Raw genomic sequence first — 21,214 nt, forward strand, 5'->3', positions numbered from 1 at the left:
TAAAGTTTAGCAAAGACTTTTTTTCTTTACTTACTTTTTTGGGTGCAGTCTATTAAAATTCTGGCAAAATTGGATTTTTTTCTTGTCTTTTATTACCACGAATATTTTCAACATCAATATAATAATTATCTAATTGACGAATTTTTTTGTCCATATCATCAATTAATCATTCAATTTTACAAAATTTTTTAAGAAAATTAATTTTTGATTTATCTAATTTAACATTATTATTAATCAATATTTTTTTATAATCTTTAAAAAAATTGTTTATTTCTTTTTCTCCTTTTAAATTTAGTTCATTTTCGTTTAAAATCGTATTATTTTTATTTATTTTTGGGTTATTTTTTATCAAGTTTTTATTATTTGTCTTACTTTCCATTAATAAAACCCCTTATTTTATATAATTTACTTCATCACACCACAAAATTTTTACCTTTTGTGTGCACGTGCCCCTATCCCTCGGTAGCCCAAAATACCTTTAAAATAAGGTACAATAGAGGGGTAAAATAAAAATATAATTATATATTTAAAAATCACTGACATAATAACGTCAATTAAATTGTTTGTCAAATTAAATAATTAAAAATTATATATTTTTTTAATCTACTAAATGATAAAACAAAATTGCTAATTGAAAGCTCTTTTTATTATCTTGCTCAAATGAAAACTCATAAATAATATCATAATTATTTAATCATTTATATTTTTTTATAAATTGTGGATGTTCAATTATTGTGGAATTAATTTTTTCTATAATTAATGATATATTTTTATCTTTTACAAAAATAATCAACGCTGATTTTGTATCTCTTCATGTTAAATAACTTTGTAATTGATTAATCGCAAAAAATAATTGTTTTTTTCCATGTCAAATTTTACATTCAGCTATAAATATATTTTCATTATTATATTTTAGTAATATATCTGTTTTTTCCATTTCTATTAAATGCTTCAGCCATTACAGATACTTTAAAATTTAAAGAAAGTATTAATAAAATATAATCTCTAATTGTTTCTTCGTTTTTATTACGATAAATATTTTGATACTCTTCCATTCTTTTTCCAAATTCATAAATTACACCTAATATTTGTAAATAAAGATCTTCAGAAATTATTGGATCTAAATTAAAGTTATTTTTAATATCTGGTAATTGAATTGATATTTTTTATTTTTTTTATTGGAGATACTGAAAATGTATTGTTATCTTCTATTTTTTTTAATGGAACAATTAAATTTTTTAAAAAATCTACTTTTTGTTTAATTTTTTCTTTTTTATTATTAAAATTATCTTTTATATAATTTTCTAAAGAATTGTTATATAAATTAATTTCATCATTTAATTATTCTGTATAAAATTTAAAATTATCTTTAATTTCATTAATTTTATCATTACAATAACCTATATTATCTTCTTTTAATTCAACAACAAAAGAAATTTCATTATTAGTTATTTTAATTTCATATTCACAATTTAATAACACGTTAATGTTAAGGTGTACTTTAATTAAATTTGAATTACCATAATATGGTATATAAATTTTTATCATTGTTGCAATATATTTATATGTGTTTGAATTTGAAATTACATTAAAAGGAATTGGAACTATTTTTTTCTCTTCATATTTCTCTGAATACCAATTATCAACAAATAAATTAATGGGTTCTGTTTTATATTTATTTAATAAATATTCAAAAATTTTATATTTATCTACATTTAAAATATAATTATCTTCATAATTATTAATTTCATTTTCAATACTATATAATAAATTTTCAAAATATAGTGATTTAGGGTTATATGACATTATTATTTTTTCCTTTATATTTATTAATTATTTTTCAACTCATCAATTATATTATATAACATTTGCTCAGTTTCTTTAGAAAAATTACCTTTTATATGTAATTTATATATTATATTTTTTAAATTATCAAAATCAGAATTAATTATATACTCCGTTATTTTATCTAACATTTCTTTATTTATTTTTTTCATTTTATTTTTTCTCCTATATTTTTAACAATTATATTAATTCTTAAATTGTTTTTTATTTTTTATCACATTTGTTGTATCCTAAATAAAAACCATTATCTCAATAATTATGATTATCAATATTTTCTAAATCTTTTAGTAATTTTTTTAATTCTTCTGATATTAATTCTTTTTGTTGGAGTTTAGTATTTTCATAATGATTGTTATATTCATTTAGTAAATCATTATTAGCATCATTTTTATTATGTGAATTAAAATTATTTTTATTTTCTTTTTTTAATTTTTCAAAATATAAAATTAAATTTTTTCCCATAATATTACCATTTTTATTATTAACACTACTATGGACTACATATTTTTTATTTTCATCAATTTTTAAACTAAAATAATTTTGATAACTTGATAAACCTAAATAATTTTTATCTCAAACAACATAATCTTTTTGCTTATTTATTAAAATGTGATTATTATTATTTATTTCTTGTAAAATTAAATTTTGATTTAAATAAATTCTTTTTATCATATTAACCTCGATTTTTTATATTTTTTTTATTTGTTTTTAATTTGATTATTTAACTTTAAATTTGCCATAATTAAATTTCCTCCAAATTCATATCCATAATTAAATTATCAATATATTCATATGCACTTTCTTCTAAATGGCATTCTTCAAGTGCTATATTAAACAAATCTTCTTCGCTATAAACATAACAATTTTCATTTTTTCACATATTATTCATAATTTATCACCTCATAATCTGCTTCTTCATCTTCTAAATAATCAGTTATTAAACCTTTAACCTCATCAATTTCATATCATTTTAAATTTAAGTCAAAATCTGTTGGCAATGAAACATTACCTACATGTCTTTCTTCATTACCAAATTTAAGATATAAATTTAATTCTCAACTCATATCATAATCACTATCAATTTGTGCATAAATAATATCTTTATTACTAATTTTTAATGCTTTATTATTAATTTATTTTTCATTTAAGTAATCACTAATACAATATGACATATTATATTTCCTCCTAATTCTTTTTATAGTTGCTCAATTTTCATAAGTAATATCATCAAGTGACACTGGATAAATTATAAGCATTAATTTATTTAATTTATTAATTATTTTTTTATTTAACTTTTTAATATAACCTCCATCAATTAATTTAAATTTTTTTATATTTTTTAGAATTATTATTTTTTCTTTATGATGTATTCACCAGTTTCTAAATTAATTTCAGTATTATCTTTAAATGATTTTTCACGAATATGTTCTTTATTGTGACATGCTAAACATAATAACTCTAAATTATTTATTGATAGTAATATTTCTTTATTTCAATTAATAAAATCTTGATCTTTTATATATTTTTTATGATGAACTATTATTCCTTTATTTAAATAACCCTTATCTTTTTTACACCTTTCACACATACTCATTTTTAAAGTGAAGTAATAATCTCTTACTTTTTTTCATTCAGTAGTATGATAAAATTTATTACGAATTGGACGAGTTTTATATTTAGTATTCATTAAAAATTATTATTCTAATGTTAAATCATCATTAATTAAAGCATTTTCATCAAAATTGTTATTTTTTTCATTTTCATTTTCATTATTAATATTGTTGTTTGATTCAATGCTAATAAGTTGTTGATTGTCAATATAATTTATATTGTTGTCATCATTAATAACTGTTTGATCATATTTACATGCTTCTTGCATTTCAATATTCATAATTCCTCATTTTTTAATAAGGCAGATAAAACAGTTTTAAGAGCCATATCCCCAAAACCACTAACCATAAATTTTCCATATTTTTTATAAGTTTGTGAATATTTACTAAAATGACTTTCTTATTGTTCTTTTGTTCAAAATAAAGTTTTTTCAAAACCATTTAATAGTTTAAAATATGCGACATATCCAATAGTTTCTTTTTTAATTCTTTGGTTTTTATCTTCTATTCAATTAAAATTATATTCTTCCTTTAAAAAATTATAATTTTTTAATTCACCATCTTTAACTTCAATAGCATTAATAGTTAAATATTGCCCAGTTCTAATAGCAAGTTGAATATATCCCTTTATATCCTATTTGAAGTTGCGCCAAATACTTATTTTCTTTTTCATTTTTAAATTTTGTATTTAATCAATTTTTTGTGTTTGGTTGTTCTAAATAATTTTTAATTTCCATTTTAAATCTCCTCTTTAAAATTTGCACTATTTTTTAAAAATTGTGCTTTTGCATCTTGTCATTCTAAATTTAATTTAGTTGTTATTTTAAAATTAATTCTTTCAATTCCATTTTTATTTATAATTCAAATTTCCCCTTTATCAGCAACATTAATACCATTGGCTTTTAATAAATGTGCATATCCCGTAATTTGTAATTGTGCCATTTTAATTTTTTTAAGTTCAACATTTTTTCAAGTTTTAAAATCAATAACAACTGCATTATTATTTTCCATATAAACCAAATCGGGTGTACCACAAATTAATCCATCTGAAATTTGTTGTTCTATTATTGCTATAATTTTTTTAAATTCTTTTTCGATTTTTTTAATAAAATAATTAATTTTTTTATTAATGGAAATAATTCTTTAATTTCATTATATTCAACATTTAATAATTCTAATATTTGATTAATATTGTTCCGTGAGTTTTCGTTTTTAACACAATCGTATAATATTCTTGATGCAAATTCATGAATAATATTTCCTCTAATTATTGCTTTATTAAAATATGCAGAACCTTTAATATCAGAATAATTTGTATTAAAATAGTTACTAACTATGGGTGTGACACTTGGCAAAAATTTATTATTAAATTTATATCTATGTTGATCTTTCCAAAATTCAGCTTCATACTTTAAATTAATATTTTCATCAATAAATTTCATAAATAATTTAATAATGAAATTTTGTTTTATAATTAATTTCTAATCCATTAATTTTAGGATTTTCAATTTTCTGATTTTTTATTCAATTTAAAACATAGTCTGTATCAAGTTCTTTTTTAATAAATTTATTAGGAACTTTATCAATGTCAATTATTTTAATATCATATTCTTTTTTTTGTTTTAATCCTCTAATTTTTAATTCATTTTTACTAATTAATTGATCAATAATTCCAACATTATTAGTTAAGTTTTTATTTTCTAAAATTAATTGTTGCTGTTTTTCATACCAATAAACTTGTTTTTGTAAAATTTCATCAGTTAAATCTTTAAATTTATTGCTAATTTCTATTTCGAATAATAATAAAATCCTTCTTACTTGATTTAAAATAGTTTTTGATGAAGAAAGTGAATTTAAGTATTTTTTTTCTTCCATTTTTAAAATAGACTTTAATTCGCTACCATTATCTGCATCGTTTTTATTTTTAATTGTGTAATTAATGATTTTATTTTGTAAAGAATTAAAATACTCAATATTATTTTTATCAGTTATTTTTGATATAAAATCTTTCAAATAATTTAAAGAATCATTAAGTGAATTCCTTAGTTTTATTTTTTCATCTTCAATATCATTTTTAGTTATTAATTCTTTTATAGTTATTAATTCCATATTTTTTATTTCTTCCTTTATTTATTTACTATTAAATAGTTTGATTATTTTTAATGTTATAAAATAGAAAATTGGTAAACATCTTGTATTTGTAATTAATATTCCGATAATTATTTGTTCTATACTTAAAACTCCAATATTTAACCAAAAAAGAATAAAATCAATCGGAAGATAAATAATTATGTTTGCTAATAAAATTAGAATAATTTTAATAATATGATTTATTTTTATTCAATTAATTAGTTTAATTAAAATTGCCAATAAACCCATGCCAATATTTCAGCATAATGATCCCACAGTAAAACCTCATAATAATAAATCAGATAGAAAATGTCCCATAAATCCAATCAACAAATACCAATATCAATTTAAAATAAATACACTTATAAAAATGGGGATTAAAAATAATGGAATTGATATTCTTGAAATAATTTGTATTCGCATTACTTGTGATAATACAACCATCATTGCAATTAAAATTGCCACATAATTTATTTTTTTAATTAATTGAAAGTTATTCATTTTTTAAAAATTTAAGTTAAGTTGTATTTTATTTAATCGTTTTTGTATCATTGCAAAGTAATTATTATTTATTTCACAACCTAGTCATTTTCGGTTTAATTGTTCACAAGCATGTGCGGTTGTACCACTTCCCATAAAAGGATCTAAAATTAAGTCATTTTCTTTGCTATGTTTTTTAATCAAATCGCCAAATATATTTAATGGTTTTTCTGTTGGGTGTTCTGTTTTTTTATAAGATGAACCTATTGGGTTTTTAAATATTGTTTTTTTATTTTCATAGTTTTTTATATAGTTTGGTATTGGATCTTTTTTAGAATAAATAATCATACAATATTCTTTATCTTGAAAAATAAAATTATTAGTTGGCATTGGATTTGTTTTTTCTCAAAAATAAAAATCAAAATTCATATTATTTTTATATACTCAATCTAAGTAATATTTAATTTGTCTTCTATTCATTCAAATTAACATAAATTTATTTTTTGAAATTCGATAAAATTCATCTAAATAAGTATTTATATCAAATGAATTATGTAAATTATTATCATAGATAGCGTTAATATATTTATTTATACTTTTTGATATTTCGCTGGAATTTATTTGTTCTTTTTTCCTTGTTGGTAAATCATATAAATAAGGTGGATCAGTTAATATTAAATCAACGCTATCATTTTCTAATATTTTGACAAAAGATAAAGCATCATCATTTATTAACTTACCTAAATTAGTCTTAAATTCTTTCATTAAATTATCATCCTATTTTTGTATTTTATTAAAATAAAATTATTAAATATTTTTTTAACATTATTTTTTATATATATTTTTAAGATATGTTTATCAAAAATATTTAATTTAATATGTCTATATTGTTTGTTTATGATAGAGATTGAAATAAATATATTATTAATACTTTTTTACTTACTTTTACTCTAATTTATTTATTAACAAATATATTAATTTTGTTATTAACTAATTATTTATGAGAGAGTGAGAGAAATATTAATATTTTCTTTTTTTATCTCTTTATCTCTCTGTCTTTTAAATAAATATATTAAATATATAGTAAAAATAAATTTTGGCACATTTAAAATATGCAAAATAGTAAAAATTGGCACACTGAAAAATACTATTAAGTTTTCAAAGATCGTATATTAAATATTAATTTTTTAATAAATAATTAAGTGTGCCAATAGAGATTAATATACCGAAACAGAGAAGAGACAACACCTTAAATTAGAATAAGAACAGGTACATTTTTTGTAAAGATTTTAAGATATTTAATAAATGTGCAAACAACTTAAAGAGGGCATCAAAAAGTTGCTATAAAGTTTTTTATTATATAAAAATAAGATGCTGTCTTTTCTCTGTTTCAATTAAATTAATCTATAATTATGGTTTTATAAATAAATAAACCATTTTAGTAAATGGTTTATTATTCTTATTCAATTTCTATATATTTTCTTAAAACCCTTCTTTTTTCCATGCGATCGAAAAATAATGATCGTAGTTATGAAAATTTATTAGATGCTAAATATAATTTATTACAAAGAAATTTTAGAGCTGAAAAAATTAATCAAAAATGAGTTACTGATAATTACTTATATTAAAATTTATAAACAAAAATATTTTCTTTATTTAAGTACTATTATTGATTTATATGATAAAAGAATTATTGCATATGAAATTAGTTTTAAAAACAATACAGAGCTAGTAATGAATACTCTTTTAAAAGCTGTAAAAAATAAAAAATTAAATGGTTTAATATTACATTCTGATCAAGGAATTCAATATAGAACCACTAAATATAATAAATTTTGTGAAAATCTTGGAATACGTATATCAATGTCAAGAAAAGGTACTCCTTTAGATAATGCAGTTATAGAAAGTTTTCATTCAATTTTAAAGAAAGAAACTATTTACAATAATATTATCAAAACAAAACACGATATGATTAATTTAATTCATAAATGAATGAATTTTAAACAAACATATCGTGTAGAATATTAATACCAAATGTTTTTTATTTTATGTCTACTTTTTGGGTATCGTTCCAATAATAGTGATGGGTTAATATTATTCGTATACTGTAAAACTAAATCATAAAAAGTTAATAAAATTATAACAAATTAAAAATAAAAAAATTGAAAAAAGTGCCTTAATAGTGCATAATAATAGTAAAGTAAAAAGGAGTTTAGATAACAATGTCAAATTTTTTGGGTGGTAGTATGACAATGAACGTGATTTTAGTAGTAATTGTATTTGCAGTTATTATTTTTGCCATTGTTTCTTCCATTATGGGGCAAAAAGCCCAACGAATTGAGCGTGAAAAAAGAAAAAAACAAGTTAAAGATAAAATTAAACAATATATTAAAGATACTGATAATCGTAAAAATTTAAGACTACAATATGAGAAAGTTATTGCCCGTAAAGGAAAAGAATTTAAATATCGGGATATTTTTGATGTTATTGTTAATATTTATGAAGCAAAGACTAATGCTTTTTTAGAACAGAAAGCTTTTGAAATTGAAGGAATTTCAAAGAAAATTAGTAAGAAACAATATGAAACAACTTGAATTGTTAATCAAGAAATTAATTTAGAAGAAACAAAACACCGAATTGAAATTAGTGAGAAAAAAGTTAAGTTAACAAAAGAAGAAAAAAAAGCAACAAAAATTGCCGCAAAAAAAGAATATGAAGCACACTGCGCTGAAATGATTAAAAAGCGTGAAGAAGAAAGAAAAATGCGTAAAGTTGGCCACTGTCCGGTTGAAAAACGCCCAAAAGCAGAGAAATTTGTCCCTAGAAAATAAGTGTCATCTTATTTTATTTGTCTTTCTAATGATAAATATGAGATAACGAAAGTGAAGTGCAACAATGGATTTAGAAATCACTTTAAAAAAAGAAGATTTTAAACGATTTAAGAAATGTTTAAAAATTGCTTGAACATTAGCATCGCGGGATAATTTAAAAATAGTGCAAGATTGAGTAACAGCGCAAAAGATTTCTGTCTTTTTTGATTTACAAGATAATATTAATAGTGCCAAAGTAGATGAGAGTACTTTTTTTGATAATAATAACAATAATGATACAAAAGGATTATTTACGCCGCATTTATATGATTTAGCGTTAGAAACTTATTGACCAGCTGATGAAACAACAAGCAATGATGATGTGAGAAAGTTACCAGATGATGTTAAAATTGATTTTTATCCGGGTGAAACAATTGCCGATGGAAATGAAATTGGCCAACGGGCACGCGAATACTTTATGCGTGATCATAATTATTTTAATTTAGAACATTACAGTAAGAAAATTGCTTTTTCTAAAACAACCGCTGTTTTAGCAGACCCTAATTATGATGTTTATTTTGAACCATCGTTTGTTTACAACAATTGCATTACGAAATGTGATATTTTACAGAAACTCCGGGATGGAACGTATCATTTAATAGAGGTTAAAGCATCAACGGGACGGAAATATGCTAAAGATACCCAAATGTATATGGATAAAGAAATTAAAGATGAATATGGCTATGATGTCGCTTATCAGTATTATATTTTAGCGGGGGCTGGTTTAACAATTAGTCGTGTTTCCTTAATGTTATTAAATTCGGAATATTCTCGTGATGGCGATATTGATGATGACCAGTTGTTTATGTTTCAAAACCTTTATAAATTGCCAACCAAAACATTACCACCAGTTAGCTTATTAGAATTTTGTCAGCAAATGATGACTGGTCAATTTGCGAAACGAGTTGCCAAGAATCGTCTTATTACTGATGATTTAGCTTTAATTAAAAGTTATTTTATGCAACCAGCAACTAAAATTTTTCCATTATTTAGTAAGGAACAATGTTTTAACGGTAAGGGTGATCGGTATGGTTATTGCCAGCATATTACGAGTTATTTACCAACCCATCATAGTGTTTTTGAATTAACGCAGGGAATGGAAAAAAAGACATTATTAAAGTATCAAGAGAACATTGATTTATTAAAAGATATTGTCTTACCTTTTACCTTTCACCAGTCAGCTCGGCAAAAAACTCCCGTTTTATTTTCCGAAAAACAACAGCGTCAAATTCTTGCCGTTCAAGATAATGCGCCTGTTCTTAATCCACAAAAAATTCCGGAAATTAAACAAGTTTTAACCCAATATCAGTATCCATTATATATGTATGATTTTGAAACGATGAAGGCCGCTGTCCCGCGGTTTGATTATTCTTATTCTTATCAACAAATTCCGTTTCAATACTCAGTTCATATTATTAAAGATAGCAATTTTGATTATCAAGATGAGACAACTATGACACATTATGCCTTCTTAGCGGATGGGGAAGGTGATCCACGGTTAGCATTAATTGAACATTTAGTTACTGATTTATTTAACGCTGGGCTAGGGGTTTATGTTGCTTATTATAAAAGTTTTGAATGTAAAGTTTTAGCAGAATTAATTAATTACTTAGCAATCTTAATTAATCAGACGCGAAATGAAGAAACTATTGTGAGATATCAGGATTGGCAACAAAAACTAAGAATAATTCGTAATAAAACAATTGATTTAATGGACTTTTTTCAAGATTTTATGATTTATAAAAAGGAATTTTATGGTTCGGCTTCCATTAAAAAAACTCAGCCAGCATTTGATAACCAATTTACTTATCAAGTCTTAAAGGTCCAGAAAGGGGATATGGCAAGTGAAATCTTTCGTCGGTGTGCGGAAAATAACATTTCATTATCAATTTGGAATAAATTCTTTCGCTCGGAAATGTTAAAATATTGTAACCGTGATACGTTAGCAATGGTAGTAATTTATCAACATATTGTTCACTTAATGACACCTTTAAAATAAATTGAGGGAGGAAAAAAGATGCAAAAATATAGAGTAGTTTTTATGGGGACACCAATCTTTGCCACAGCGGTGCTAGCGGCCTTACAAAAATTGGCCCCAGCAATTGAAATAATTGGAATTGTGACCCAACCTGATCAAAAAATAGGGCGAAAACAAATAGTGCAATTTTCACCCGTCAAAGAATTTGCTTTAGCGAAGCAGATTGCGGTTTTTCAACCAGAAAAAATTAATGATCTTTATCAAGAATTAGTTACCTTACAACCAGATGCTATTGTTACTTGTGCGTATGGTCAGTTTATTCCGGAACGAATTTTAAAATTAGTCCGGATTAATTGTATTAATGTCCATGGCTCTTTATTGCCAAAATTACGGGGAGGGGCTCCGATTCATAAGGCAATTATTTATGGGGAAAAAGAAACCGGGATCACCCTAATGAAAATGATTAAACAAATAGATGCTGGGGAAATGTATGTTCAAACAGCAATTCCAATTATGTCAACGGATACTGCTTCATCCTTGCATGACCGGCTAGTGGTTTTAGCAGGAACAATGATTGAAAAATATTTATTAGATATTATTACCGGCAAGATTAAAGGAACCCCTCAAGATGATAGAAAAGCAACATTTGCTTATAATATTACACGGGATGAAGAAAAAGTTAATTGATTTTTACCAAAGCAAAAAATTGTTGATCAAATTAGGGGCTTATGGGCTTGACCAATTGCTTATACCACAGTTAATAATATGCATTATAAATTACACCAAGCAATGATTGCTAATGAACTATTAGCTGAGAAAGATGCTGATTTTGTTAATGGCACAATTATTGATGTGTTAAAAAATGGGATTAAAGTTAAAGTTGAAGATGGTTATTTATTAATTACTCGCTTACAACGAGAAGGTAAGAAAGTAACCGATGCTAAAAATTATTACCACAGCGCGTCACCAGAAATTATGGTTGGAAATATTTTCATTTAATAATGTATCGTTTAAAATCATTAAAATATTTAACAACAACGGGGTTAATAACAGCCTTGTTAGTAACGATTGCTTATATTTCACAATTTATTCGGATTGATTTTGGTAGCGGGAAAGGGATTATTCAGTTAGCAGATGGCTTATTCTTAGCTTTAATAACTTTAATCAAAGGACCAATGTTATTAATTAGTGGGATTTTGTATGTAACAATTATTGATCTTGTCACAGGGGACTTTATTTTTATTCCTGTTTCTGTTGTCATTCGAATTTTAATGTTTTTTATTATTTATTTTGGGGCGCGGATTTTTAGTCGCTATGGAGCTATTTTTATTAGTACATGGATGTTATTATTATATGTTTTATATAGCTATCTTTTATTTAGGCCAGCTGTCGCAATTGTTGAATTAATTGCTGATGCCATTCAAATTGGAGTTGCCACAATAATTGGAATTATTTTAGCAGCTGTCTTTGTCCGTATTAATGACCATAGTGTAAATAAAATTTGAGATGATGAACAATTTTGATATTATAAAAAGAGTAATTAAGACTGCATCCATTTTAGTAAGTGTATACTGTAAAACTAAATCATAAAAAGTTAATAAAATTATAACAAATTAAAAATAAAAAACAATAGTCACAAAAAATATTAAATTAAAAATATTGTTTTTAATATTCTGGATTGGCAACCCTTTTTAGGACACTTTTTATATGGACTGTTGAATTTAGAAAACAACAGTCCATATAAAAAGTGTCCTAAAAAGGGTTGCCAATCCAGATACTATCCGATCAATAATGCAAATAAATTTATGTTTTTTAATATAAAAATAAAAAAACAATCTCACAAGAATTGTTTTTTTTGCCGGTTCATCGTACAGGACGCCTTTTATTAACTTTTTATGATTTATTTTTACAGTATACAAATTTTAAAAAAAAGCATAAAATATAAATAGAGTAATGCAAGAAGAAAAGAGGCATTAGAAATGAATTTGGAATTAAATGCATTAATTAATGGTGAATTAATAAACAATGGGGATTGATTAGAAATAATTTCACCAATTAATAATAAACCGTATGGTCGTGTTCCAGCTTTAAAAGAGAAAGAAATTAATGAAGCTTTTAAAACAGCGCGCCAAGCGCAAAAAGGATGAGCAAAATTAACCTTATTTGAACGAATTAGTTATCTTCGTAAATGAGCAGAATTATTAGCGAGTCATAAAACCGAACTTGCTAAAATTATGGCGTATGAAGTTGGGAAAAGTTTAAAAGATGGCCAAGTAGAAGTGGAGCGTAGCATTGAGTATATTGATTATACAATTGAAGAAGCAAAACGAATTTTTCCTGAAACATTAACTGGTGATGGTTGAAATGTTCAAAACAAAATGGGAATTTTTTCGCGCGTTCCAAAAGGTGTTGTTTTAGCAATTTCCCCATTTAATTATCCGGTTAATTTAAGTATTGCTAAAATTGTCCCAAGTTTGGTGGTAGGGAATACTGTTGTCTTTAAACCAGCAACAAATGGTAGTTTAACAGGGTTATATATGGCAAAGTTAACCCATGAAGTTGGCTTTCCAAAAGGTGTTTTTAATGTAGTAACTGGACGTGGCCGTGATATTGGTGATTTATTAGTTTTAAATCCTGAAATTAATGTTATTTCCTTTACAGGGTCAGTTGCCGTTGGTAATCATATTCGGACATTAGGACATAGTAAAGACTTAGTATTAGAATTAGGAGGGAAAGATCCCGCTTTAGTATTGAAAGATGCTGATTTAACAAAAGCAGTAAAAGAAATTATTGCTGGAGCTTATGCTTATTCTGGGCAACGTTGTACGGCCATAAAACGGGTATTCGTTGATGAAACTGTTGCGGATGAATTAGTAAAATTATTAAAAACAGAAGTTAGCAAGTTGGAAGCAGGTTCGCCATTAGATAATAAGGCCATTATCCCAGTGATTGATTTAAAAGCAGCTGAATTTGTCCAAGAATTAATTGATGATGCTTTAGCCAAAAAAGCAACATTAGTTATTGGCAATGAACGAAAAGATAACTTACTTAGTGCAACTTTAATTGATCATGTTACCCCAGCAATGCACTTAGCATGAGAAGAACCATTTGGGCCAGTTTTACCAATTATTCGTTGTAAAAATGTCGCGGAAATGATTACTTTAGCAAATGAATCAAACTTTAAATTACAAGCGTGTATCTTTACGAAAGATATTAATGCCGCTTTTAATATTGCAAATGAATTAGAAACGGGAACAGTAAATATTAATGGACGAACACAACGTGGTCCTGATTCTTTCCCATTTTTAGGAATTCATGATTCAGGACAAGGGGTCCAAGGAATTCGAGAAACAATTAATTCTGTTACTCGTTTTAAAGGGTTAGTAATTAATTATTAACCTTTCTTTTAAAACATAATCTTATATTTAATTTTATGATATATTATACTTATAAGTAGGTGGAAGAAAAAATAGAAAATTAAATTGAGCAAGCTTTAAACGAACTAATGTTAACAATTAAAGCAATTAGTTTAGATGTTAGTGAATTACAAGAACGGGCAAGTTTAAAACTAGTTCTGTTTTTGATGATTATAATGCAATTGCTGAATAAATTACTAATATTGCAAAAAAATTAGTGAGTTAGAATATAAGTTTCATATTACTAAAATTTCCTTATATTTAATTTTCTTAGGGCGGTGTGTAAATACAAACGGCAAATTTATATCTTGCTAGATTAATAATAAAATATTTTTAATAAATTGCAACCATTTTTTCAAAAAAAAATAAATATTTGGAATTTCATCTTATTTTAAGTATTGTATACTGTAAAACTAAATCATAAAAAGTTAATAACATTATAACAAATTAAAAATAAAAAACAATAATCACAAAAATATTAAATTAAAAACAGTATTTTTAATATTTATTTTTAAAATTATAAAATTAAACACAACAAAAAATAAATTTTACTAATCTTAACAAACACTAATTTAATTTAAAAAAATTTTTTTAAAATATTGTCTTGATGTAAAATTTTCCAAGCAAGGTCTAATTGTGGTATTTAATATTTCTAAAATAGATGTTAATCTACTACAAATATTAATTAATGGCTCATCAACGCCTTATATCTCTATTTATTCTTTCTACTAATGCTTTCTGACGAGGTTTACCAGGATCACAAAAATAAACTCTTATTTTAAAGTCTTTTTCTATTGTTTTTCATCTATAAAATTATTTTCCTCTATCGGTTAAAATACAACTAAATTTACTAATACCAATTTGTTTAATCATTTTCATTAAAATTGTTAATACTAGACTGCACCCAAAAAAGTAAGTAAAGAAAAAAAGTCTTTGCTAAACTTTAAAGGAGGTGCATTTTTATATGGCAAGAAAAGGACAAAAATTTAATAAATATACAGCATATTTTCGAAAAATGATAGTACACGAGGTTAAAAATAATAGTATAAGTTTTATTGCAAAAAAATATCAAATTAATAAAAAAACTGTTGCTTCATGGTATGAAAATTTTAAGAAAGGAATTTTAAACACCAATAAAGGTCCAAAAGAATCATTTGAAAAAAGAGATTTAAACTATTACAAAGTTAGGTATGAATTACTAAAAAAGCTTCATGACTTTTACAATTAAATAAAAGAAAAATTGTATCTTTTATCAAAGAAAACATTAATAAATATCCACTAAATTTATTACTTGATATAACAGATTTAAAGCGTAGTTATTGAGATAAATATAAAAATTATTCAAGTAATGGTAAGGATAGCGAATCATTAAAAAATATTGTAAAAGTCTATGAAGAAAATTTAAAACAATTTGGTTATCGTCGAATTACCAAATATTTAAAAAAAGATTATGGCATTGTTTATAATGTTAAGAAAGTATTGCGAATTATGAAAGAAAATAATATTCAAGCTGAATATGTAAAGCGTATGCGTAGAAAAATATTAATAAAACAAAATAGAAATAAAAATATAATTAAATATCCTGATTTAGTAAATCGTAATTTTAATGATATTAAAGAAAGATTTTCAATTTTATTTACTGATGTAACTTATTTAATTTGAAATGGTAAAAAACATTATCAATCAACAATACTTGATGGATGATATACTAAAGAAATTATTGATGTAAAATGATCAAAATTTAATAATAACAAACTTGTACTTGATAATTTAAATGATGCAATTAATAAAATTAAAAAAATAAAAAAAGATTTAAATAAAATAATAATTCATTCAGATCACGGATATCAATATACATCTAAAGATTACAATAGTAAATGTTTAGATAACAAAATTATAATTTCAATGGGTAAAAATTATCATTGTGCAGACAACATTATTATTGAAAGTTTTCATTCATTACTTAAAAAAGGAACAATTAATAATAAAAATTATAAATCTCATAATGAATATATTAATGATGTTAAAAAATGAAATAAATGATATTCAAACCAAAAAGAAAAATATATAATAAATGAAAGTTTGTAAACCTTTTTATTAATACTTACTAAACAGGGTGCAGTCTAGTTTTTAGGCGCCATTACTGTTATTTTTTAAGTAAAGCCATTTATTGCAAAAAGATTGAATTAAAGCGAATGAAATGGTTAACACCGCGAAGCACCAGTATAACGTATCAGATTATGTCGGAATTATTTTATTAACTTTTTATGATTTAGTTTTACAGTATATAATTTACAGCTATAAGCGTTTTAATTGTCGCATTTGTTTTCAACTAGTTTTATTTTGGGCAAAATAGAACCCAAAATAATAACCAGAAACAATTAACGCAAATGTTATATAAACAGTCATTGTCTGAACGGTCATTGAAACTTTGCCATTTGTATAACTAGCTTTGGGATTAGTAAACTCCATAAAATCATAAGGAAAATAACCAGAGAATGACATATCTGGCATTGGCTTTCAACTATGTGTTGCTTTTAAAATACAACCTAGAATGGTAAATACTAAGAAATATCCTAAAATCGTTGATAAACTATATCCTCATCAACATAACATTGCTGTTTTATTATAAGTTAAATTATAATGCTTATAACAAGTAAAGTAATAAAGAACCCCTAACAATGGAATTAAAGAATGTTGTAAAAACATACTCATTCATTGGATTGGTAATCACTTTTTAAAATCGCCAGTAATCGGTAAGGAAATATTATAAAAGAATAAGGTAAAACAAATAACAACCATTGTTAATAATCCTACTTTACTATTATCATATTGTCCTTGTCCTTCTTTTAAGGTATTAAAAGCAGAATTAAGAAAAAATGAAGAAAAAATAAAGGTTGAATATGAAGTATATAATGTTAAATTCCGAAAAATAACCATGAAACTAACACTGATATCTGATCAACTTTGTAATTCTTCCAATCTTGTGTCATATTTCGAAACCCAACTCTTTGGAAAAACATCATGATGTTTACATCATAATATTAATGATAAACTAACATTAGTAAAAATAATAATTGAAATAATTGGTAAAATTCCAATAATTAATTTAAATCAAAATCGTCAGCTTTTAACTAAAAGTTTAACATTATTTTTCAAAATTCAATCTTTGTTGTTATTTTGTTGTAATATCGCATCGTTGTTTGTTATATTGCCCATTTTTAAGTCCTTCTTAATTGTATAATGTAAAACTAAATCATAAAAAGTTAATAAAATTATAACAAATTAAAAATAAAAAACAATAATCACAAAAAATATTAAATTAAAAATATTAAATTAAAAATATTATTTTTAATTTAATATTTTTTGTGATTATTGTTTTTTATTTTTAATTTGTTATAATTTTATTAACTTTTTATGATTTAGTTTTACATTATACAATTAATAATAATGTTTGAAAACCAGCAACACCAATTGTGGCGCATTTAATTCGATTCGGTTGTTTTGAAATATTAATAAAAGCAATTAAATCATCTAATTTTTTTTCATCATATGATTGTTCAAAAATCATTGCTAAATAATTATCAATAATTGCTAAACTTCCCATAATTGTTTTTCCTTCTAATTCTTCCGCCATAATATCCGTTGACGCTGTTGAAATGGCACAACCCACACCATCAAAACGAGCACTAATAATCTTATCTTTTTCAATCATTAATTCTAAATAAATGTCATCAATGCAAGACTCTGAAGCTTGATGAATCGAATAAACCGCTGGTTTTTTGGTTAAACCTTTATGTTGTGGCTCTGAATAATGGTCCATAATAATTTGTCGTAAAAACATTGGGTCATTTTTATTAAATTCCATTTAAACCAACCGTCCTAAAAAATCTTGTTCATCAATAAGGTCTGATACTAATAAATCAATATCTTCATAACTATTATAAATTGAAAAACTAACTCTAACGGTATTTTTTTCAGGAATAACTTCACCAATTAAACGGGCACAATGATCACCACTTCGAACCGTAATATTATTCCGACTCCCTAAATGCATTGCAACATCTTGGCAAAAAACATTTTTAATATTAAAAACTAAGGTTGCTGCCTTAGCATCGGCATTATAAATTATTGCTTTATCTTTTAACTTTTCATTAAACTGTTTAATCGCATATTGCTTCAATTGGTGGGTATATGTAATAATTTCTTGCAAAGTAACTGCATTAATAAAATCAATTGCTGCTCCAAAGCCAAAAATATCAGCAATATTAGCTGTTCCTGCTTCTAATCGTTCTGGTAATTTTTTTACACTATAATTTAAACCATCACTATCAATTCGGGCATTCATCCCTCCACCAACAATTAAAGGTTTTAATTCTAATAATAATTCTTCTTTTCCTCATAAAATTCCAATTCCCGTGGGCCCAAAAATTTTATGTGCCGAAAAAGTAATAAAATCAGCATCTCATTTTTGCACATCAGTTGGCATATGCATAACTCCTTGAGCACAATCAACAACAACAATTACCGCTGGATTAATCTTTCTAATCATTGCAATAATCGCTGTCGAGTCATTTTCATAGCCTAAAATATTTGGTACATTAGCAAAAGCAACAATTTTTGTTTTAGCAGTAATCATTGTTGCTAATTGTTCTAAATTAATTCTAAAATTTGTTTCTGGTAAAAATTTAACAACTGCTTTTTTTTCTTGCGCTAAACGATATCACGGTAAAATATTAGCCCCATGTTCTTGTTTGGTAATTAAAATTTCATCATCCTTCATAATCTTTGAGCTTAAACCATAAGCAATTTGATTTAAACCATATGTTGCTCCGGGTGTAAAAATAACTTCGGTTACTTTTTTAGCATTAATAAACTGTTTAATTTTCTTACGAACAATATCATATTGAACATTTGTTTTATAGCCTAAAATACTATCAATATTATGGGGATTAGTTCCATAATTTGCATAGTACTCACCAATCGCATCAATAACGACTTGGGGTTTTAAACTAGTTGCGGCACTATCAAGATAAATTTGCTCAGCATTATTTTTAAAAAAAGGAAATTGCTTTTTAATTTTTTTATAATCAATCATCGTTATTCTCCAATCTCTTTATCAATTTCATTAATAATATTTTTTTGTAATTCTTCGTTTTCAATTGCATCAATTACATTTTTAAAATAACCCATACAAATTAATTTTCGGGCCTGCGTTATTGTTAATCCTCTTGTTTGTAAATAAAAAAATTGTTCTGGGTCAAGCATTCCGACCGCATTAGCATGACTCGCCTTAATATCATTTTCATCAATTAATAAAATTGGATCAGAAATGGCTTTTGAAGTTTTATCAAAAACTAACAATCTTAATTCTTGATGTGCTTCTGATTTACTCATTGTTTTTTCAATATGACTAGTACATTTAACAGTTTGTAATGAATTATCTTTGGCAATTGAATATGTCTTAATTTCACTTTCCGTTCCCGGCGCTAAGTGATGGGCATAAATAATTGTTTTTTTATAATAATCATATGTTGACAAACTTGCCAAATAATATTTCAAAATACTACGTTTGCCTTGCAAATTAAAAGTAACATTTTCCGTAATACTACTATTAACAATATTTAAGTGATAAGTATTAACTTGGGATTTTTCTAATAAATTATAAAAAAGATTGGCCGTTTGTTCACATTCACGATTTTTATAAATATTAATAATACTAATTTGACTATTTGCAGGAATATTATAGTTAATTGTTACTTCTGATGTTAAATTTAAAAAAAACAAAAAAGTTTTATTAACAAGATTAGGAACAAAATTAATATCAATAACTTCCCCGGGTTGGTTATTCTCAAGGGCTAATTCCGTTGTTGTTGCATCAACATTAAATTTATCACTAACAAGTTCTTGTTTATTGACTAAAACACGCATTTTTATTTTCCTTTTTGCACAGCACAACCAATTCCTGCTAAAGGTTTGACCCCACTTTTTTTATTTTCCGCAGTTAAATTTAACTCTTGTAATAATCATTCGTAACCTTCTTCGTTAATTTTTTTAACTAAACTATAATCGCCACTTTTCACAATTTTCCCTTTCACAATAACATGCGCCTGTGTCGGTTTCACTAAATTAAAAAAACGATCATAATGTGAAACAACAATTGCCGCAAAATTTTTATTTCGCATTTTTTTTAATTCGCTACTAACAACATTTAAAGCATCAACATCTAAGCCCGAATCAATTTCATCAATTAAAGCTAATGATGGCTTTAATAAATTTAATTGTAAAATTTCATTTTTTTTCTTTTCGCCCCCAGAAAAACCAGTATTTAAATAGCGGTGAATCATATTATCATCAATTTTTAAATTCTTAATATTATGATTAATATCCTGATATAACTCGGGTAATTTAATTGGCAACTCACGATGTGCATTAATAATTGCTTTTAAAAAATCTAAATTTAAAACTCCCGAAATTTCAACTGGTGATTGCATTGCGAAAAAAATCCCCATTTTGCTTCGTTCATCTACTGTTTTTTCTAAAATGCTTTCGTCATCAATTAAAATATCCCCGCTTTCAACGGTATAACTAGGATGTCCCATAATTGTTGACAATAAAGTTGATTTTCCATTTCCATTAGGCCCCATTAAAGCATGAATTTCATTAATATTAACAGTTAAATTTAAACCATTTAAAATAACCTCATTATCCGCCGAAACAAATAGATCTTTTATTTCAATTTTTTTCACTTTAATCCCTCCTTTGGAATATTTTTATGCCAATCCAGAAGTGAAATTATCTTTATTTTTTTAATAAAGTCTACTTTTATTGTACAATAAAAGTAGACTTTATTAAATTTTTTTAATAGAATGTATTTAGTATTTT

The 21,214-nt window shown here is 24.6% G+C and carries 33 protein-coding genes and 3 pseudogenes; 13 read left to right on the top strand and 23 right to left on the bottom strand.

The window, feature by feature from the left end; all coding sequences use genetic code 4:
* Positions 1-52: 52 nt before the first annotated feature.
* The 16 genes from AACK78_RS03890 to AACK78_RS03960 form a co-directional block, all read right to left on the bottom strand.
* The gene (locus tag AACK78_RS03890; protein WP_338954458.1) at positions 53-379 is read right to left on the bottom strand and encodes a hypothetical protein; all 327 of its coding nucleotides are present in this window, start codon (positions 377-379) and stop codon (positions 53-55) included.
* Positions 380-598: 219 nt separating this feature from the next.
* Positions 599-937, bottom strand: a complete 339-nt coding sequence (locus tag AACK78_RS03895) for a hypothetical protein (protein ID WP_338954460.1) — start codon at positions 935-937, stop codon at positions 599-601.
* A complete protein-coding gene (locus AACK78_RS03900) occupies positions 906-1,055 on the bottom strand; it encodes a hypothetical protein (RefSeq protein ID WP_338954462.1) in 150 nt (49 codons plus the stop codon). Before AACK78_RS03900 ends, AACK78_RS03895 begins: the two co-directional genes overlap by 32 nt.
* 286 nt (positions 1,056-1,341) lie before the next feature.
* A complete protein-coding gene (locus AACK78_RS03905) occupies positions 1,342-1,806 on the bottom strand; it encodes a hypothetical protein (protein WP_338954465.1) in 465 nt (154 codons plus the stop codon).
* A gap of 23 nt (positions 1,807-1,829) precedes the next feature.
* Entirely contained in the window at positions 1,830-1,997 is a 168-nt protein-coding gene (locus AACK78_RS03910; RefSeq protein ID WP_338954467.1) for a hypothetical protein, read from the bottom strand.
* 52 nt (positions 1,998-2,049) lie between these two features.
* Positions 2,050-2,517 carry a hypothetical protein gene (locus AACK78_RS03915; RefSeq protein ID WP_338954469.1) on the bottom strand — a complete coding sequence of 156 codons (468 nt, stop codon included), beginning with the start codon at positions 2,515-2,517 and terminating at the stop codon, positions 2,050-2,052.
* Between the two features lie 70 nt (positions 2,518-2,587).
* On the bottom strand, positions 2,588-2,734 hold the full coding sequence (locus AACK78_RS03920; protein WP_338954471.1) for a hypothetical protein: 147 nt from the start codon (positions 2,732-2,734) through the stop codon (positions 2,588-2,590).
* Positions 2,727-2,909, bottom strand: coding sequence for a hypothetical protein (locus AACK78_RS03925; protein WP_338954473.1), 183 nt, complete (start codon positions 2,907-2,909; stop codon positions 2,727-2,729). Before AACK78_RS03925 ends, AACK78_RS03920 begins: the two co-directional genes overlap by 8 nt.
* A gap of 69 nt (positions 2,910-2,978) precedes the next feature.
* Positions 2,979-3,101: a hypothetical protein gene (locus AACK78_RS03930; RefSeq protein WP_338954475.1), complete on the bottom strand. Its 123-nt coding sequence runs from the start codon at positions 3,099-3,101 to the stop codon at positions 2,979-2,981.
* Positions 3,102-3,193: 92 nt separating this feature from the next.
* The gene (locus AACK78_RS03935) at positions 3,194-3,532 is read right to left on the bottom strand and encodes an HNH endonuclease (protein WP_338954477.1); all 339 of its coding nucleotides are present in this window, start codon (positions 3,530-3,532) and stop codon (positions 3,194-3,196) included.
* A gap of 9 nt (positions 3,533-3,541) precedes the next feature.
* Positions 3,542-3,736, bottom strand: coding sequence for a hypothetical protein (locus tag AACK78_RS03940; RefSeq protein ID WP_338954479.1), 195 nt, complete (start codon positions 3,734-3,736; stop codon positions 3,542-3,544).
* A gap of 119 nt (positions 3,737-3,855) precedes the next feature.
* Complete coding sequence (locus AACK78_RS07540; RefSeq protein ID WP_422396886.1) at positions 3,856-4,086, bottom strand: recombinase RecT; 231 nt, start codon at positions 4,084-4,086, stop codon at positions 3,856-3,858.
* A complete protein-coding gene (locus tag AACK78_RS03945; RefSeq protein ID WP_338954480.1) occupies positions 4,058-4,192 on the bottom strand; it encodes a hypothetical protein in 135 nt (44 codons plus the stop codon). Before AACK78_RS03945 ends, AACK78_RS07540 begins: the two co-directional genes overlap by 29 nt.
* Before the next feature lies 1 nt (position 4,193).
* Positions 4,194-4,466, bottom strand: a complete 273-nt coding sequence (locus tag AACK78_RS03950; RefSeq protein WP_338954481.1) for a hypothetical protein — start codon at positions 4,464-4,466, stop codon at positions 4,194-4,196.
* Between the two features lie 59 nt (positions 4,467-4,525).
* A complete protein-coding gene (locus AACK78_RS03955; protein ID WP_338954483.1) occupies positions 4,526-4,897 on the bottom strand; it encodes a hypothetical protein in 372 nt (123 codons plus the stop codon).
* Between the two features lie 7 nt (positions 4,898-4,904).
* Positions 4,905-5,564 carry a hypothetical protein gene (locus tag AACK78_RS03960; RefSeq protein ID WP_338954485.1) on the bottom strand — a complete coding sequence of 220 codons (660 nt, stop codon included), beginning with the start codon at positions 5,562-5,564 and terminating at the stop codon, positions 4,905-4,907.
* A 181-nt stretch (positions 5,565-5,745) separates the two neighbouring features.
* Here AACK78_RS03960 and AACK78_RS03965 point away from each other — a divergent pair, with 181 nt between their 5' ends.
* The gene (locus AACK78_RS03965) at positions 5,746-6,054 is read left to right on the top strand and encodes a hypothetical protein (protein WP_338954487.1); all 309 of its coding nucleotides are present in this window, start codon (positions 5,746-5,748) and stop codon (positions 6,052-6,054) included.
* Between the two features lie 35 nt (positions 6,055-6,089).
* On the opposite strand, the gene AACK78_RS03970 is transcribed toward AACK78_RS03965, so the two are convergent.
* Entirely contained in the window at positions 6,090-6,830 is a 741-nt protein-coding gene (locus AACK78_RS03970) for a DNA-methyltransferase (RefSeq protein ID WP_338954488.1), read from the bottom strand.
* Between the two features lie 737 nt (positions 6,831-7,567).
* Here AACK78_RS03970 and AACK78_RS03975 point away from each other — a divergent pair.
* The 9 genes and pseudogenes from AACK78_RS03975 (at position 7,568) to AACK78_RS04010 (ending at position 14,547) form a co-directional block, all read left to right on the top strand.
* A complete protein-coding gene (locus AACK78_RS03975) occupies positions 7,568-7,693 on the top strand; it encodes a hypothetical protein (RefSeq protein WP_338954491.1) in 126 nt (41 codons plus the stop codon).
* A 46-nt stretch (positions 7,694-7,739) separates the two neighbouring features.
* Positions 7,740-7,889: pseudogene (locus tag AACK78_RS07545) on the top strand (IS3 family transposase); the annotation flags it as partial.
* A gap of 39 nt (positions 7,890-7,928) precedes the next feature.
* On the top strand, positions 7,929-8,093 hold the full coding sequence (locus AACK78_RS03980; protein ID WP_338954493.1) for an integrase core domain-containing protein: 165 nt from the start codon (positions 7,929-7,931) through the stop codon (positions 8,091-8,093).
* 194 nt (positions 8,094-8,287) lie between these two features.
* On the top strand, positions 8,288-8,896 hold the full coding sequence (locus AACK78_RS03985; RefSeq protein ID WP_338954495.1) for a hypothetical protein: 609 nt from the start codon (positions 8,288-8,290) through the stop codon (positions 8,894-8,896).
* 64 nt (positions 8,897-8,960) lie between these two features.
* Complete coding sequence (locus AACK78_RS03990; RefSeq protein ID WP_338954496.1) at positions 8,961-10,934, top strand: DUF2779 domain-containing protein; 1,974 nt, start codon at positions 8,961-8,963, stop codon at positions 10,932-10,934.
* An 18-nt stretch (positions 10,935-10,952) separates the two neighbouring features.
* Positions 10,953-11,912: a methionyl-tRNA formyltransferase gene (fmt, locus tag AACK78_RS03995; RefSeq protein ID WP_338954498.1), complete on the top strand. Its 960-nt coding sequence runs from the start codon at positions 10,953-10,955 to the stop codon at positions 11,910-11,912.
* Positions 11,913-11,914: 2 nt separating this feature from the next.
* Positions 11,915-12,457, top strand: coding sequence for a hypothetical protein (locus tag AACK78_RS04000; RefSeq protein ID WP_338954500.1), 543 nt, complete (start codon positions 11,915-11,917; stop codon positions 12,455-12,457).
* A gap of 435 nt (positions 12,458-12,892) precedes the next feature.
* Entirely contained in the window at positions 12,893-14,311 is a 1,419-nt protein-coding gene (locus AACK78_RS04005; protein ID WP_338954502.1) for an NADP-dependent glyceraldehyde-3-phosphate dehydrogenase, read from the top strand.
* A 107-nt stretch (positions 14,312-14,418) separates the two neighbouring features.
* Complete coding sequence (locus tag AACK78_RS04010; protein ID WP_338954504.1) at positions 14,419-14,547, top strand: hypothetical protein; 129 nt, start codon at positions 14,419-14,421, stop codon at positions 14,545-14,547.
* Positions 14,548-14,901: 354 nt separating this feature from the next.
* On the opposite strand, the pseudogene AACK78_RS07550 reads toward AACK78_RS04010, so the two are convergent.
* Positions 14,902-15,229, bottom strand: a pseudogene (locus AACK78_RS07550) (IS30 family transposase); the annotation flags it as partial.
* A gap of 64 nt (positions 15,230-15,293) precedes the next feature.
* On the opposite strand from AACK78_RS07550, the gene AACK78_RS04015 reads away from it, so the two are divergent.
* From AACK78_RS04015 to AACK78_RS04020, 3 genes and pseudogenes are all read left to right on the top strand, one after another.
* Positions 15,294-15,557 (top strand): transposase family protein, encoded by a 264-nt coding sequence (locus AACK78_RS04015; protein WP_338954456.1) that lies wholly within the window; start codon positions 15,294-15,296, stop codon positions 15,555-15,557.
* Positions 15,558-15,730: 173 nt separating this feature from the next.
* Positions 15,731-15,796: pseudogene (locus AACK78_RS07555) on the top strand (hypothetical protein); the annotation flags it as partial.
* A 21-nt stretch (positions 15,797-15,817) separates the two neighbouring features.
* Complete coding sequence (locus AACK78_RS04020) at positions 15,818-16,417, top strand: DDE-type integrase/transposase/recombinase (protein WP_338954506.1); 600 nt, start codon at positions 15,818-15,820, stop codon at positions 16,415-16,417.
* A gap of 210 nt (positions 16,418-16,627) precedes the next feature.
* On the opposite strand, the gene AACK78_RS04025 is transcribed toward AACK78_RS04020, so the two are convergent.
* From AACK78_RS04025 to sufC, 5 genes are all read right to left on the bottom strand, one after another.
* Positions 16,628-17,548 carry a hypothetical protein gene (locus AACK78_RS04025; RefSeq protein ID WP_338954508.1) on the bottom strand — a complete coding sequence of 307 codons (921 nt, stop codon included), beginning with the start codon at positions 17,546-17,548 and terminating at the stop codon, positions 16,628-16,630.
* Between the two features lie 214 nt (positions 17,549-17,762).
* The gene (gene sufU / locus AACK78_RS04030) at positions 17,763-18,197 is read right to left on the bottom strand and encodes a Fe-S cluster assembly sulfur transfer protein SufU (protein WP_338954510.1); all 435 of its coding nucleotides are present in this window, start codon (positions 18,195-18,197) and stop codon (positions 17,763-17,765) included.
* Positions 18,198-19,427, bottom strand: a complete 1,230-nt coding sequence (locus AACK78_RS04035) for an aminotransferase class V-fold PLP-dependent enzyme (protein WP_338954512.1) — start codon at positions 19,425-19,427, stop codon at positions 18,198-18,200. It abuts the gene before it with no gap.
* Positions 19,428-19,429: 2 nt separating this feature from the next.
* Positions 19,430-20,260 (bottom strand): SufD family Fe-S cluster assembly protein, encoded by an 831-nt coding sequence (locus tag AACK78_RS04040; RefSeq protein WP_338954515.1) that lies wholly within the window; start codon positions 20,258-20,260, stop codon positions 19,430-19,432.
* A gap of 2 nt (positions 20,261-20,262) precedes the next feature.
* The gene (gene sufC, locus AACK78_RS04045) at positions 20,263-21,078 is read right to left on the bottom strand and encodes a Fe-S cluster assembly ATPase SufC (RefSeq protein WP_338954517.1); all 816 of its coding nucleotides are present in this window, start codon (positions 21,076-21,078) and stop codon (positions 20,263-20,265) included.
* Positions 21,079-21,214 lie beyond the last annotated feature (136 nt).

It is taken from the genome of Spiroplasma endosymbiont of Polydrusus cervinus (genome assembly GCF_964019755.1).
GTDB lineage: Bacteria > Bacillota_I > Bacilli_A > Mycoplasmatales > Mycoplasmataceae > Spiroplasma.